Source organism: Qipengyuania aurantiaca (genome assembly GCF_019711375.1).
GTDB classification, from domain to species: domain Bacteria; phylum Pseudomonadota; class Alphaproteobacteria; order Sphingomonadales; family Sphingomonadaceae; genus Qipengyuania; species Qipengyuania aurantiaca.
Genome location: NZ_CP081295.1, coordinates 2,687,736 through 2,700,997, shown reverse-complemented (window position 1 = coordinate 2,700,997; position 13,262 = coordinate 2,687,736). Strand labels below are relative to the sequence as shown.

Here is a 13,262-nt window from a genome sequence, read left to right as displayed (position 1 = left end):
TCGAGGCCGCGCGCCTTGCACGAGGCGACAGCTTCGCTAAGGAGGCGCGACGAAATTCATCGCAACGGACACGCGTATCCATGGCAAACCGCCCGCTTTCACCGCATTTGCAGATCTGGAAATGGGGCCCGCACATGCTGGTCTCGATCCTTCACCGTGTCACCGGCGACGGGCTGGCCATCGTCGGTCTCGCCGTGCTGCTCTGGTGGCTGGGTGCGATGGCTGGGGGCGAAGCGTCCTATGCGACCTTCGCCGAGGTCATGGGTTCGCCCATCGGCATGATCGTGCTGGTCGGCCTCAGCTGGGCGTTCTTCACCCACATGATGAGCGGCCTTCGCCACTTCGTGCTCGATATCGGCGCAGGCTACGAACTCGACACGAACAAGATGTGGTCGATCGCATCGCCCATCCTCGCCATTTTCCTCACGATCGCCTTCTGGGCGGTCGTCCTGCTTCGCTAAGGGTCTCGCACCACATGGCACACGACACTCCTATCAAACGCGTGCGCGGGCTCGGCTCGGCGCATGAGGGCGCGCATCACTGGCTGGTGCAGCGCTTCACCGCCATCGGCAATCTGGTGCTGATGCTTTTCCTCGTGACCAGCCTCGCGCTGCTCCCGGCCTATGACTACGCCAGCATGACCAAATGGGCTTCGCAGACGCTGCCCGCCACCGCGCTGGCGCTGCTGATCGTCAGCGTGTTCTGGCACGCGCGCCTCGGCCTGCAGGTGCTGGTCGAAGACTATGTCCACGAAGCGGGCACCAAGTTTGCCACGCTCGTCCTTCTCAACCTTGCAACAATCGGCGGCGCAGCCTTCGGCCTCGTGTCGATCGCCCGCATCGCCCTCGGAGGAGCCGCCTGATGGCCCGCACCGACACTTTCGAAATCGGCGGTCGTAGCTACCCGATCATCGACCACACCTATGACACCGTCGTCGTAGGCGCCGGCGGCTCGGGCCTGCGCGCCACCATGGGCAGCGCCGAAGCGGGCCTCAAGACGGCCTGCATCACCAAGGTCTTCCCGACCCGTTCGCACACCGTTGCAGCGCAGGGCGGCATCGCCGCCAGCCTCGGCAACAACACGCCCGACCATTGGTCGTGGCACATGTACGATACGGTGAAGGGCTCCGACTGGCTCGGCGACCAGGACGCGATCGAATACATGGTCCGTGAAGCCCCGCAGGCGGTTTACGAGCTGGAGCACGCCGGTGTGCCCTTCAGCCGCAACGACGACGGCACGATTTACCAGCGTCCGTTCGGCGGCCACATGCAGAACATGGGCGAAGGCCCGCCGGTGCAGCGCACCTGCGCCGCGGCCGACCGCACCGGCCACGCCATGCTCCACGCGCTCTACCAGCAGAGCCTGAAGTATGACGCGGACTTCTTCATCGAATATTTCGCGCTCGACCTGATCATGGAAGACGGCCCTGACGGCAAGGTATGCCGCGGCGTCATCGCCATGTGCCTCGACGACGGGACCATCCACCGCTTCCGCAGCCAGGCCGTGGTGCTGGCGACGGGCGGTTATGGCCGCTGTTACTTCACCGCGACCAGCGCCCACACCTGCACCGGCGACGGTGGTGGCATGGTGCTGCGCGCGGGCCTGCCGCTGCAGGACATGGAGTTCGTCCAGTTCCACCCGACCGGGATCTACGGTGCGGGCGTGCTCATCACCGAAGGCGCGCGCGGCGAAGGTGGGTATCTCACCAACTCCGAGGGCGAGCGGTTCATGGAACGCTATGCGCCTTCCGCCAAGGACCTCGCCTCGCGCGACGTCGTGTCGCGTTCGATGGCGCTGGAAATGCGCGAAGGCCGCGGTGTCGGCCCCGATGGCGACCACATCTTCCTCCACCTCGACCACATCGATCCCAAGGTGCTGGGCGAGCGTCTGCCGGGGATCACCGAAAGCGGCAAGATCTTCGCCGGTGTGGACCTCACAAAGCAGCCGCTGCCGGTCACGCCGACGGTGCATTACAACATGGGCGGCATCCCCTGTAACTTCCACGGCGAAGTCATGGCGGGCGATCCGAAGGATTCGGAAAAGATCGTCCCCGGCCTGTTCGCGGTCGGCGAGGCGGCCTGCGTGTCGGTCCACGGCGCGAACCGTCTCGGCTCGAACTCGCTGATCGACCTCGTGGTCTTCGGCCGCGCGACCGGCCATCGCCTGAAGGAAATCGTGAAGCCCGGCGCGAGCCACGCCGAACTGCCCAAGGACAGCGCCGACATGGCCCTCGGTCGTCTCGACCACTTCCGCCATGCCGACGGCGCTTCGCCCACGGCAGAGGTGCGCGCGGAAATGCAGAAGGGCATGCAGAAGCACGCCGCCGTCTTCCGCGACAGCAAGCTGCTGGCCGAAGGTGTCGAGGTCCTCAAGACCGTCAACAAGCGGATGGAAGACATCAAGGTCTTCGACCGCTCGCTGATCTGGAACAGCGACCTCATCGAGACGCTCGAACTCGACAATCTCATGGCGCAGGCCAACGTCACCATGGCATCGGCCGAAAACCGCAAGGAAAGCCGCGGCGCCCACGCGCACGAAGACTTCCCCGAGCGTGACGACGCCAACTGGATGAAGCACACCATCGCATGGTTCGATGGCTGGGGCGGCCAGGGCGGCGGCGTGAAGATCGACTATCGCCCGGTGCACGAATACACGCTGACGGACGATGTGAAGTATATCGAGCCGAAGAAGCGGGTCTACTGATCTTCCGGATTGGCAATATAGGGAGCTTTCGCCTCTTGGGGGGCGGAAGTTCTCTTTTTGCATCTTGCTATGTGATACTATATCCTCCATTCAAGCCATCTGATTTTTGGAGGAGAAACTCCTTTGCGTGTCACAGCACTCGGCGTTTTCATCGCTGGTCTTATGGCGGCTACCCCTGCGGCGTCGGAGACGATCCCCATAAGTCGGTCAGCGGAACCGGTAACTCCGCTGCCGAGCGGCGACAAATTCGTCTTGTTCAGCTTCGACCGAGCTTCCGCCGAGCAGCGGGTCGCCGCTTACTTGAAGAAGCACAAACAGCAGTGCGACGAGATCGGACTTCCCGATTGTCAGGTTCTCGGCTTCTCGATCAACGAGTACGATCGTAACAGCGGACATCTCATCATGGCCGTCGCGCCAGACAGGGTGGATGCGTTTGTCCAGCAATTGACCGATGTCGAATTTGACGACGGAATTTCGGTAAACCTGAACGATCAGTCCCGAAGGGGGCAGCCGCGGCAAAGCCCGGAAGAGCAGGCGGTCGAGAGACGTCTCCTCACGCTCCAGCGAGAGTCGCTAGAAGCGATTATCGACGGCGAGGACGCGGCCATGCGCGCCGCTGCGCGCCGGCAATTGCGATCAATCGATTCACAGATTGAACGGTTGGAAACCGAAGTGGCGGAAACGCTCGCAGAGCAGGGCGAAACCCCAGGCGCGGTCACCGTGCGGATCAATTACAATTCGCAGGCCGGCGGCCCCCAACGCGACAGGTTGAGTGACGCCATCGACGAAGTCCTGACGATGTTCTTCTTTTCGCTCGCTGCCGTATTCGGTGTCGCGATCCTGACTGCGGTATACTTCGGGATACTCGGCACAGCCTTTTTGCGCTTCCGCAAGTTCTGGCGCCGCAAGTATGCGGATGACAGCTCTGCAGGCGAACCGGAGAGGTCCATGGAAGTCCGTGCAAATAGTTAGGCTCGCCCTTCTTGCATTGGTCCTCGGCGGTTGCGCTAGCGCGCCTTCGCCACCGCCCGAGGCATTGTCTGCCGAGACATTTTATACAAAGTACGTGTCGGCCCGCGGCGTGCCGATCCTCTCGTCCACTCGCGTGCCCGATGAAGCGCTTTCCGCGGCGCGGGACATGGCGTCTGGCCTCTTGGCGCATCGCCCCGAATTCGCCGAATGGCTTGTCGCCAACGACTACCGCGTCGCCATCATTGCGGACGAAGAGGCGCTGCTCGACCTTCCGGACAAGGCGCATTGGACCAAGCCTGCGCGGGAGGATCCGCGGCTGACCCGCTGCGAGCTCAAGCATTACGACGAGCGGATCGGGGCGAAGTCCGACCGGCAGTATTGGGACGAGCGCGCGCGCGGAATCGGCGGGCCGCGAACGGTGGGTTCGGAGGAGGACGTGCTCGGCCTCTATTCGACACGCTATTGGGGCGAGACGATCTTCGTCCACGAGATGGCGCACAATATCCTCTTCGCCATCGAAGCGGTCGACCCGCCGCTCTATGCCGAGGTGGAGGCGGCCTATGCGAACGCGCTGGCGAACGATCTCTGGCTCAACGAATACGCCACCACCACCATCCAGGAATACTGGGCAGAGGGCACGCAAATCTGGTTCAATTCGAACCGGCTCGTGGTGGTCGACGGGCGGCAGATCCTCAACCATCCGGACCTCGAAGCCTATGACCCGCGCCTCTATGCCGCGCTCGGCAAGGCCTATGGCGACACGCACCGCCTCAAGTCCGATCCCTTCTGGATGAGCGCCGCGCGCGTTCCGCCGGGACCGCCGCCGGAGAATACCGCCGAAGAGTGCTAGTCGGCGCTTCCGTCCTCGACCCGACGCACATCCACGATCTTCACAGGCTCGGCCAGCATCTGGCCCTTCATCCAGCCTTCGCCGGCTTCGGGATCACGCGGGGTGGCGTGGATCGCGCGCACGACCTCCATGCCGTCGACCACATAGCCGAAGACTGCATAGCCGAGTTGCAGGTTCGGGTCCGAGCTGTCGGGATGCGCGTCGAGGCCGGACTGGTCCTTGATCATGATCGAGAAATCGCCCGTTGCCGTGCCCGGATCGAGCCGCGCCATGGAGAGTGCCCCGTCCGTGTGGCTGAGGCCGGTCTCGCTGGTCGGCTCGTGCGCGATACCGTCAAGAATGCGCTCGGGATCGTTCTGCGTCCCGCCCTGCAGCAGGCCATTGGGCGGCTCGCCCCAGTCGAGGTGCATGGCGCGGTAGAAGACCGTGCCGTCGAAGCGATCCTCGTCGGCATAACGCAGGAAATTGCCGGCGGTGACCGGTGCGCGCTCGGTCTCGAGCGCCACGGTGATGTCGCCCATGGTCGTTTCGATCACAACAAGCGTGGTGTCCGGAGGATCGCCGGGCGGCGCGGCTTCCTGCGCAGCCAGCGGCGCGGCGAGGAGGGTGAGGGCGGGAAGGATCGCTTTCATCATGGACCCAGCCTAACCCATTCGCGCGTCAGATGACATCCGCGATGAGGCCGAGTTCTTTTGCCTTCTCGCATCCGAGGTACCAGTTGTCGGGGGCCTTCTCGCGTATTTCGTCGAGATCGACCTTTGACCCCTCCGCCAGCGCGCGGAACCCCGCCTCCTCGATCGCGATCGACTGCTCGATTTCGTTGAGCGCTGCCTTCAGCTGGTTGGTGCAGCTGCGCAAGGGGCCGGAAAGCGAGATGGTCCTGCTGATCTGCCGTTCGTGGATCAGCAGGGTGGTGTCTTGCGTGAGAAACCGGCAGGCAATCGGGAACCCCGCCATGAAGGTCGCACCGGCCGAGTAGACGGCCGCTTTGCCGAGGAAATAAATCGTGCGTCCCGCTTCGCGAAGCAACCGGACGTCGTCGGCCATGGCGCGGGCAATTTCCGGATTGCCGCCCAGGGTGGTAAGAGCAATCACCAACGGCCCATCGGTCGGCGAGGCGCCAAGCTGGTTGCGGAACTCGGCATACATCGCCTCGTCCACGCTACCGACCAGCCGGATCTGCGGTGCAGTAAGAACGGCGTTGCGGTCGTCGTTATCCATGAAATGAGCGCTTCCTTTTGTCGCTGGCCTAGCTCCAGTGATCGGCAGTGCTCGATGTTCCTGAAAGTCTACCGCGACGAATAGTGTTTACATTCGTAGTCGTGGCCGGTAGGAGGCTGCGCAATATCAAGTCTATCGGGAGTGAGTCGGACATGGCGAAGCGCAAACAGGCGATCGGGGAACGCATCAGCGAAGCCGAGCACGCTGTAATGGAAGCGCTGTGGGACAAGAGTCCACTGGCGGCCGCCGATGTCTGTGACCGCGTCTGCTCCGCAAACGACTGGTCTATCCCGACCGTAAAGACTCTGCTCAGCCGTCTCGTTGCCAAGGGTGCTGTGGGGACCGAGCCCGATGGCCGCAAATTCCTGTATCACCCGCTGATCGAGCGGTCGGACTATGTCGGGGGTGAAAGCCGCCGTCTGGTCGACCGGCTGTTCGGCGGCCGTGCTGCGCCCCTGTTTGCGCAGCTGGCCGAGAGCGAGGCTTTGAGCGACGACGACCTCGAGGAAATCGAGGCGCTGTTGAAGGGGATGCGCAAATGACCGATTTGCTACGCGAGGCGTGGGACGGGTTCCTGTTCGACACGCTGCTCTGGACAGGCGCGCTGATCGCGCTGGTCATGATCTTGCGGCGCCCGGTGGCGCGGTTTTTCGGGGCGGGCGCGGCCTATGCGCTGTGGTTCCTGCCGCTGGGGCGCTTGTTGCTGCCGCCGGTGACGCTTCCGAACTGGATGGCACCGGCGAGCGAGGCTGCGCTCGCGCCGGTCGATATGGCAGTCCCTGCGGCAGAGCCTCTGGCCGCTCCGGTGATTGAGGCCGCCTCGATCACCGTTCCGACGACCGCTCCCGGATGGGAGCTGTCCGACATATTAATGCCGCTGGTGGCCCTGTGGCTGGTCGGCGCGGCCATCATGCTGATCCGCCGTTTCCATCTCTATTTCCAGCTGCGAAGCGAGCTCCTCTCGGATGCGCGCCCGGTTGGCGAGATTGGCTCGATCCGCCTGATCGAAACACGCGCTATCTCCGGTCCGATGGCCTTCGGCGTGCTTGATCGCGTGATTGCCTTGCCCGACGGCTTCATGGCCACGCGCGAGCGCCAGCACCGCGATCTCGCCATCGAGCATGAACTCGCGCACCATCGCGGCGGGGATCTGCTCGTCAACATGGCGGTGCAGCCGCTGTTTGCCATTCACTGGTTCAACCCGCTCGGGTGGCTGGGATGGCACGCGCTGCGCCGCGATCAGGAGGCGTTTTGCGACGCGCGCGTCGTCAGCGCGCGTCCGCAGGAAGAGCGCGCCGCCTATGCCGGCATCATTGCCGATTTCGCACGCCGTCCGTCGCTCACGCCGCGCCCTGCGCTGGCGGCGCCGATGGCCTGCCCGGTTCTGGGGGACAAGTCGATAATCCATCGTTTGAGGAATTTATCCATGTCCGAACTTTCGCCGCGCCGCCGCACTGCCGGCCGCGTATCACTGGCCGCTGTCTTCCTGGCAGTGCCGCTCACCGCATCAATCAGCTACGCCACGGCAGCTCCCTCCGACCACCAGATGGCCATTGCCGATGTCGAGGAATGGACCGAGGCCGATGTCCAGCAGGAGCAGGATGAGCTCCGGCAGGAAGAGGCCGAGGTGGAAATGGAAGCCATGGCCGATCTTGAAGAGCAGCGGCTCGACATGATCGAAGCCGAAGCAGATATGGCCGAAGCGCGCCGCGATATGGAACTGGCGCGCGAAGAGGCCCATCGCGAATGGAAAGGCTGGAGCGATAGCGAGCATGCGCGTTCCTATGCCGAGGGGCGCAGGGAGTGGGCGGAAGGCCGCATCGCTTATGCCGACGGTCGCCGTGCCTGGGCCGACGGTCGCATCCAGTGGGCCGAAGGGCGCAAGCAATGGGCCGAGGGTCGCAAGCAGTGGGCGGCCGAACGCGAAGCTTGGGCGCGCGCGCACGCCGACGAGGTCACCCGCACCGCAACCGCTCACGCAGTCGCCTCCAGCATGACCCATGTGCCCGAGGTCATCGAGAAATGCGTCGAACCGGAACAGCCTGTCGTCACGAAACACACGGCAGACGGCAAGGTGAAGCTTTACGTCTGCGAGAGCGCGGGTACTCGTATCGCCATCTCGGCGCTTCAGTCGACCCGGTTGTCGATCAGTTCCGACGGCGCGATCGACGCGGCGATCCGCGAAGAGATCGTGCGCGAACTCGATCGTGAGATCGCGGAGCTTCGCCGCGCTCTATAATTTGGCGCGGTTTCTAGGCGGCCGGCTTCTTTTCGACGCTGGCCGCCTTTTTGAGTCCAAAAGTTAAGCTGGAATTCAACTCGTCGCTCACAGAGAACGCTTTATCGCAGCTGTGAGGAGAATGAGAATGCGAAAGAGATCTGCCGGTTTCAAACTGTTTTTGGCCGGCTTTGTCGGCCTCCTGCTGGTGATACCCCTCTTGCTGATCTACGGTCTGGTCTCCGACCGGCAGCATCAGGCGCGGATTGCGCAGGACACGATCACCGCCGGGTCGGGCGGCCCCCAGATCCTCTCCGGCCCGGTGCTCGTCGTTCCGTATGAGGTGGACAAGACGATCAGCGAAACGGTGGATGGCAAGGTCACCCGGCGCACGTCGACCGAGCGCGGAGAGTTCTATCTTTCGCCTGCCGAACACACGGTGGATACCGCGCTCGAACCCGAGCGTAAGAAAAAGGCGCAATACGAAACCGTCCTTTACTTGGCTCAGGTGGAGGGCAGGGCGCGCTTCGTGATGCCGGACGATCTTGCGCGTTTCGGCATCAACCCCGATCGCCTGCTGCTCGACGAAACGCAGGTCCGCTTCGGGACTTCGGACCCCAGGGGATTGAGGGCCGCAGCCGACGTGCGTGTCGATGGCGCACCGCTCGACCTCGAACCGGGCGAGGGCGTACGCGCCAGCGGCGGTTCCGGCTTCCACGGCGAAATCGACTGGAGCGAGGGCGAGGCGCTCGCCATCGACTACAGCTACGCCATCCGCGGGAGCCGCAAGCTGACCCTGATCCCGCGCGGAGGACAGACCGACCTGACGGTTACCTCGCCATGGAAGCACCCGGGATTCAGCGGAAGCTTCCTGCCCGATACGAGCGATATCGGCGATGACGGCTTCACCGCGAAGTGGTCCGTCGGCAATCTCGCTCTCGGCCAGCCGATGGTCATGAGCCAGGATCTCACCCAACCGTCCGACTTCGAGGGGCGAGCCTATGAAGCGATGGTCGACGAGCGATCCAGCGAAGCGGGCGAGGCGCGTACGGCGGTTATCAGCCTCATCGAGCCGGCGGATATCTACGCCCAGGTCGATCGCAGCGTGAAGTACGGATTCCTCTTCATCGGCTTCACCTTCGTCGCCTTTTTCCTCTTCGATGTGGTCGGCGGCGCGCGTGTGGCGGCGGCGGAGTATCTGCTCACCGGAGCCGGTCTGGTGCTGTTCTTCGTGCTGCTCCTGGCGTTTGCGGAATGGACCGGCTTTGCGTTGGCCTATGTCATTGCCAGCGCCGCGATCATCTCGTTGCTGACCGCTTACAGCGCGGCTGTTCTTGGCGGGTGGCGCAGGGCGTCTTTCGTCGGCGCCATGCTCGTTGCGCTCTATGGCGTTTTGTATGTGCTGCTCAGCCTCGAAGCGGCGGCGCTGATCGTCGGATCGCTGCTGATGTTCGCCGCACTGGCGGGCGTGATGTATGCGACCCGCAATGTCGACTGGTCAGCCGTCGGAGGTGACGAGGACTACGAGTAAGTGCGGAAGTCTTAAGCAAGAGGGGCGCGGACCGGAGTTGGTTCGCGCCCCTTTTTCGTGGGAGCCAGAGACCTTAGCTAACGATAGTGTACGCGTCGCAGGCGCTATCGTCACCGCGAAGACCCGTGCGAAGCGCCTCGCTGCGCTGGGCGCTGGTGCCGTGGGTGAAGTTTTCCGAAGAAACTCGGCCGCCGGTCAGCTTGTCGTCGCCAATGGCCGAGGCGGCGCGCATGCCTTCTTCGATATCGCCCGGCTCGATCAGATTGCGGTTCTTGCCCGCCCAGACACCGGCGTAGCAATCGGCTTGCAATTCCATGCGGACATTGAGCTGGTTCGCCTGCCCGCGGCTCACGCGTTGCTGCTGGCTGCGGATCTGGCCGGAGATACCGGTGATCGTCTGGATGTGATGGCCGTACTCATGCGCGAGGACATAGTAACGCGCAAAATCGCCGCCACCGCCGGCCATGCGGGCGAGCTGGTCGTAAAAGCTGGTGTCGATGTAGATCGTCTGGTCGCTGGGGCAGTAGAACGGTCCCATGTTCGCGCTGCCGTTGCCGCAGGCCGTGCGCACGCCGCCGCTGTAGAGGTGTAGGGTCGGCTGCTGGAACCGATCGCCGAGCCCCTGCTCCTGGAAGACGCGCGCCCAGGTCTGGTTGAGCGACTGGAGCCCGTCGCAGGCCTCGCGCGAATATTCGTTCGCGGTGCAAGCTTCCTGCTCGCTCATTTCGGTGCCGCCGGAGCTTTGCGAGCCCTGTTGCACGCTCTCCACCGTGGCCGCGGTCTGGAACGGGTCGAGGCCGAAGACGAAATAGCCGAGTGCGGCGATGATGATCGTGCCGCAGCCAAGGCCGCCCGCCTTGCCGACTCCTCCGCCGCTGCTGCCCTTGACCTGGATATTGCCGGTGTTGAACGGATTGAGCCGCATTCTACTCCCCTTGCGTTTGGCCGCTTTACAGCACGCTCCCCGTGCGCGATGGCCGTATGTGATTGTTCCCCTAACGCTCGGAGAGCCAAATGTTTCTCGAAGGTAAGCGCGCGCTTGTCACCGGATCGACCAGCGGCATCGGCCTCGCCATCGCCCGCGCGCTGGCAAAGGAGGGTGCAAGCGTCGTTCTCAACGGCTTCGGCGACGAGGCGGAAATCGCGCAGCTGTGCGAGGAACTGGGCGCAACCCATTCGGGCGCGGATCTTACCGAGGTGGCCCAGATCGAGGAGATGATGGAGCAAGCCGGCGGGATCGACATCCTCGTCAACAACGCGGGCATGCAGCACGTCGCGCCCGTCGAGGAATTTCCCGTGGCCAAGTGGGACACGATCATCGCGCTCAACCTCACCGCCGCCTTCCACACCACGCGCCTCGCCGTGCCGGGGATGAAGGAGAAAGGCTGGGGCCGCATCATCAACACCGCCAGCGCCCACTCAAAGGTCGCCTCGCCCTTCAAGAGCGCCTATAATTCGGCCAAGCACGGCCTCGACGGTTTTACCAAGACCATCGCGCTCGAACTGGCCGCCGACGGCATCACCGCCAATTGCATCAGCCCCGGCTACGTCTGGACCCCGCTGGTGGAGAACCAGATCCCCGACACGATGAAGGCCCGCGGAATGAGCCGCGAGGAAGTCATCAACGACGTGCTGCTGGTGAAACAGGCGACCAAGAAATTCGTCCAGCCCGAGGAAATCGCCGCCCTCACCGTATTCCTCTGCCGCGACGAAGCGCAGAATGTGAACGGTGCGAACTGGAGCGTCGATGGCGGGTGGACTGCGGAGTAGTAGGCGCGGGACCCCGGCTCGGGGGCCGGGGTGACATGGGTTACGGAACTGCCGTCACCCCGGGCTTGACCCGGGGTCCCGCTTCTCTTTCAGACCAAGGTATCGAACAGATCATCCCAGTCAGGATTGGCACGCTCAATCAGCTCGAACTTCCATTCCCGCTTCCAGCGCTTGATGCGCTTTTCCTGCGCGATGCACGCTTCGATATCTTTGGCGAATTCCGCCCACACAAGCTTGGTCAATCCGTATTTCGCGCAGAAATCGGAACCCTTGCCGTCGCGATGCTGTTGGATACGAAGAGGCAGATGTGCCGTAACGCCGACGTACATCGTGCCTCGATACCGGTTAGCCATGATGTAAACCCAGCCGCAGAGCTTCCCTTCTTCCATTGCTCGTAGAAGAAGGAAGCGGGACCCCGGGTCAAGCCCGGGGTGACGTGAGCGGGTTATACACTAGCTAATCCCCCACACCGTCGTTACATGGGCCGCCACATTTCCCCCTCGGCAGGCGATTCTCATAGTGGCACATCTCGACATCCCCCTCGGCCTTACTTTCGACGACGTTCTCCTGCGTCCGGCCGAGAGCGACATCCTGCCTTCGATGGCCAACACCGCCACGCGCCTGACGAAGGAGATCCAGCTCAACATCCCGGTCCTGTCCTCTGCAATGGACACGGTGACGGAAGCCGACATGGCCATCGCAATGGCGCAGCTGGGCGGCATCGGCGTGCTGCATCGCAATTTCGAGGTCGACGAACAGGCCGCCGCGGTGCGCGCGGTGAAGCGTTACGAGAGCGGCATGGTTGTCAATCCGATCACCATCCTGCCAGACGCGACGCTGGGCGATGCGCAGCAGATTATGACCGCCAACCGCATCAGCGGTATCCCGGTCACCGATCGCAGCGGCAAGCTGGTCGGCATCCTCACCAATCGCGATGTGCGCTTTGCCGAGAACCCGCGTCAGCCGGTCAGCGAGTTGATGACCACCGAAAACCTCGCCACCGTGCCGCTGGGAACGAGCCAGGAAGAAGCGCGCAAGCTCCTCCACCAGCGCCGTATCGAGAAGCTGCTGGTGGTCGATGATGGCGGGCGTTGCGTCGGCCTCATCACGGTCAAGGATATCGAGAAGGCGGTCGCCTATCCGCACGCCACCAAGGACGAGCAGGGCCGCCTGCGCGTGGCCGCCGCGACCACGGTTGGCGACAAGGGGTTCGAGCGCACCGAGGCGCTGATCGACGCGGGCGTGGACGTAGTTGTCATCGACACGGCGCATGGGCACAACAAGCAGGTCTCTCTTGCAGTCGAGCGGGTGAAGAAGCTTTCCAACGCGGTGCAGGTGATCGCGGGCAATGTAGCGACGGGCGAAGCGACCAAGGCGCTGTGCGGCGCGGGCGCGGATGCGGTGAAGGTCGGCATCGGCCCGGGCTCGATCTGCACCACGCGCGTGGTCGCCGGTGTCGGCGTGCCGCAGCTCACCGCCATCATGGACAGCGTCGAGGAAGCCGACAAGCTGGGCATCCCGGTCATTGGCGACGGTGGCCTTCGCACCAGCGGCGATGCGGCCAAGGCTCTGGCAGGCGGCGCGTCCTCCATCATGGTCGGCTCGATGCTCGCAGGGACCGAGGAAGCACCGGGCGAAACCTTCATCTACCAGGGCCGCAGCTACAAGGCCTATCGCGGCATGGGCAGCGTCGGCGCGATGGCCCGCGGCTCGGCCGACCGCTACTTCCAGGCCGATGTCAGCCAGCAGAAGCTCGTGCCCGAAGGCATCGAGGGGCAGGTCCCGTACAAGGGGCCGGCCAGCGCGGTGGTCCACCAGCTGGTCGGCGGAATCAAGGCGGCCATGGGCTACACCGGGAGCGCCACCATCGAGGACCTGCGCAAGAACGCGAACTTCGTGCGGATCACCAACGCCGGCCTGACCGAGAGCCACGTCCACGATGTGTCGATCACGCGGGAAGCGCCGAATTATCCGACGCGCTAATCGGGGAGGGGAGC

At 63.8% G+C, this 13,262-nt stretch carries 14 protein-coding genes; 10 read left to right on the top strand and 4 right to left on the bottom strand.

The window, feature by feature from the left end; translation table 11 throughout:
- Nucleotides 1-80 precede the first annotated feature (80 nt).
- From sdhC to K3148_RS13140, 5 genes are all read left to right on the top strand, one after another.
- Nucleotides 81-461, top strand: coding sequence for a succinate dehydrogenase, cytochrome b556 subunit (sdhC, locus tag K3148_RS13160; RefSeq protein WP_221425212.1), 381 nt, complete (start codon nucleotides 81-83; stop codon nucleotides 459-461).
- A gap of 14 nt (nucleotides 462-475) precedes the next feature.
- A complete protein-coding gene (sdhD, locus tag K3148_RS13155; protein WP_221425211.1) occupies nucleotides 476-862 on the top strand; it encodes a succinate dehydrogenase, hydrophobic membrane anchor protein in 387 nt (128 codons plus the stop codon).
- The gene (gene sdhA / locus K3148_RS13150; RefSeq protein ID WP_221425210.1) at nucleotides 862-2,703 is read left to right on the top strand and encodes a succinate dehydrogenase flavoprotein subunit; all 1,842 of its coding nucleotides are present in this window, start codon (nucleotides 862-864) and stop codon (nucleotides 2,701-2,703) included. Before sdhD ends, sdhA begins: the two co-directional genes overlap by 1 nt.
- Nucleotides 2,704-2,865: 162 nt before the next feature.
- Nucleotides 2,866-3,675, top strand: coding sequence for a DUF4349 domain-containing protein (locus K3148_RS13145; protein ID WP_221425209.1), 810 nt, complete (start codon nucleotides 2,866-2,868; stop codon nucleotides 3,673-3,675).
- Nucleotides 3,676-3,739: 64 nt separating this feature from the next.
- A complete protein-coding gene (locus tag K3148_RS13140) occupies nucleotides 3,740-4,525 on the top strand; it encodes a glycoside hydrolase (RefSeq protein WP_221425208.1) in 786 nt (261 codons plus the stop codon).
- On the opposite strand, the gene K3148_RS13135 is transcribed toward K3148_RS13140, so the two are convergent.
- Nucleotides 4,522-5,160 carry a peptidylprolyl isomerase gene (locus K3148_RS13135; protein ID WP_221425207.1) on the bottom strand — a complete coding sequence of 213 codons (639 nt, stop codon included), beginning with the start codon at nucleotides 5,158-5,160 and terminating at the stop codon, nucleotides 4,522-4,524. The genes K3148_RS13140 and K3148_RS13135 overlap by 4 nt on opposite strands.
- 25 nt (nucleotides 5,161-5,185) lie before the next feature.
- On the bottom strand, nucleotides 5,186-5,746 hold the full coding sequence (locus K3148_RS13130; protein WP_221425206.1) for an ATP-dependent Clp protease proteolytic subunit: 561 nt from the start codon (nucleotides 5,744-5,746) through the stop codon (nucleotides 5,186-5,188).
- A 152-nt stretch (nucleotides 5,747-5,898) separates the two neighbouring features.
- Here K3148_RS13130 and K3148_RS13125 point away from each other — a divergent pair, with 152 nt between their 5' ends.
- The 3 genes from K3148_RS13125 (at nucleotide 5,899) to creD (ending at nucleotide 9,495) form a co-directional block, all read left to right on the top strand.
- Nucleotides 5,899-6,288: a BlaI/MecI/CopY family transcriptional regulator gene (locus K3148_RS13125; RefSeq protein ID WP_221425205.1), complete on the top strand. Its 390-nt coding sequence runs from the start codon at nucleotides 5,899-5,901 to the stop codon at nucleotides 6,286-6,288.
- Entirely contained in the window at nucleotides 6,285-7,985 is a 1,701-nt protein-coding gene (locus K3148_RS13120; protein WP_221425204.1) for a M56 family metallopeptidase, read from the top strand. The genes K3148_RS13125 and K3148_RS13120 overlap by 4 nt, the downstream gene beginning before the upstream one ends.
- A gap of 127 nt (nucleotides 7,986-8,112) precedes the next feature.
- Nucleotides 8,113-9,495: a cell envelope integrity protein CreD gene (gene creD, locus K3148_RS13115; RefSeq protein WP_247711585.1), complete on the top strand. Its 1,383-nt coding sequence runs from the start codon at nucleotides 8,113-8,115 to the stop codon at nucleotides 9,493-9,495.
- Between the two features lie 73 nt (nucleotides 9,496-9,568).
- On the opposite strand, the gene ypfJ is transcribed toward creD, so the two are convergent.
- Nucleotides 9,569-10,420, bottom strand: coding sequence for a KPN_02809 family neutral zinc metallopeptidase (gene ypfJ / locus K3148_RS13110; RefSeq protein ID WP_221425202.1), 852 nt, complete (start codon nucleotides 10,418-10,420; stop codon nucleotides 9,569-9,571).
- Between the two features lie 89 nt (nucleotides 10,421-10,509).
- Between ypfJ and K3148_RS13105 the strand changes: the two genes are divergently transcribed.
- Complete coding sequence (locus K3148_RS13105; RefSeq protein ID WP_221425201.1) at nucleotides 10,510-11,265, top strand: 3-hydroxybutyrate dehydrogenase; 756 nt, start codon at nucleotides 10,510-10,512, stop codon at nucleotides 11,263-11,265.
- Between the two features lie 89 nt (nucleotides 11,266-11,354).
- Here the strand turns inward: K3148_RS13105 and K3148_RS13100 are convergent, their stop codons facing one another.
- Nucleotides 11,355-11,654, bottom strand: a complete 300-nt coding sequence (locus K3148_RS13100; RefSeq protein WP_221425200.1) for a GIY-YIG nuclease family protein — start codon at nucleotides 11,652-11,654, stop codon at nucleotides 11,355-11,357.
- A 130-nt stretch (nucleotides 11,655-11,784) separates the two neighbouring features.
- Here K3148_RS13100 and guaB point away from each other — a divergent pair, with 130 nt between their 5' ends.
- Nucleotides 11,785-13,248, top strand: coding sequence for an IMP dehydrogenase (gene guaB, locus K3148_RS13095; protein ID WP_221425199.1), 1,464 nt, complete (start codon nucleotides 11,785-11,787; stop codon nucleotides 13,246-13,248).
- The last annotated feature ends 14 nt before the right edge of the window (nucleotides 13,249-13,262 follow it).

Coding starts and splice junctions, on each gene's coding strand:
- sdhC (WP_221425212.1), top strand. CDS start 81: ATGGCAAACCGCCCGCTTTCACCGCATTTGCAGATCTGGAAATGGGGC.
- sdhD (WP_221425211.1), top strand. CDS start 476: ATGGCACACGACACTCCTATCAAACGCGTGCGCGGGCTCGGCTCGGCG.
- sdhA (WP_221425210.1), top strand. CDS start 862: ATGGCCCGCACCGACACTTTCGAAATCGGCGGTCGTAGCTACCCGATC.
- K3148_RS13145 (WP_221425209.1), top strand. CDS start 2,866: ATGGCGGCTACCCCTGCGGCGTCGGAGACGATCCCCATAAGTCGGTCA.
- K3148_RS13135 (WP_221425207.1), bottom strand. CDS start 5,160: ATGATGAAAGCGATCCTTCCCGCCCTCACCCTCCTCGCCGCGCCGCTG.
- K3148_RS13130 (WP_221425206.1), bottom strand. CDS start 5,746: ATGGATAACGACGACCGCAACGCCGTTCTTACTGCACCGCAGATCCGG.
- K3148_RS13125 (WP_221425205.1), top strand. CDS start 5,899: ATGGCGAAGCGCAAACAGGCGATCGGGGAACGCATCAGCGAAGCCGAG.
- K3148_RS13120 (WP_221425204.1), top strand. CDS start 6,285: ATGACCGATTTGCTACGCGAGGCGTGGGACGGGTTCCTGTTCGACACG.
- creD (WP_247711585.1), top strand. CDS start 8,113: ATGCGAAAGAGATCTGCCGGTTTCAAACTGTTTTTGGCCGGCTTTGTC.
- ypfJ (WP_221425202.1), bottom strand. CDS start 10,420: ATGCGGCTCAATCCGTTCAACACCGGCAATATCCAGGTCAAGGGCAGC.
- K3148_RS13105 (WP_221425201.1), top strand. CDS start 10,510: ATGTTTCTCGAAGGTAAGCGCGCGCTTGTCACCGGATCGACCAGCGGC.
- K3148_RS13100 (WP_221425200.1), bottom strand. CDS start 11,654: ATGGAAGAAGGGAAGCTCTGCGGCTGGGTTTACATCATGGCTAACCGG.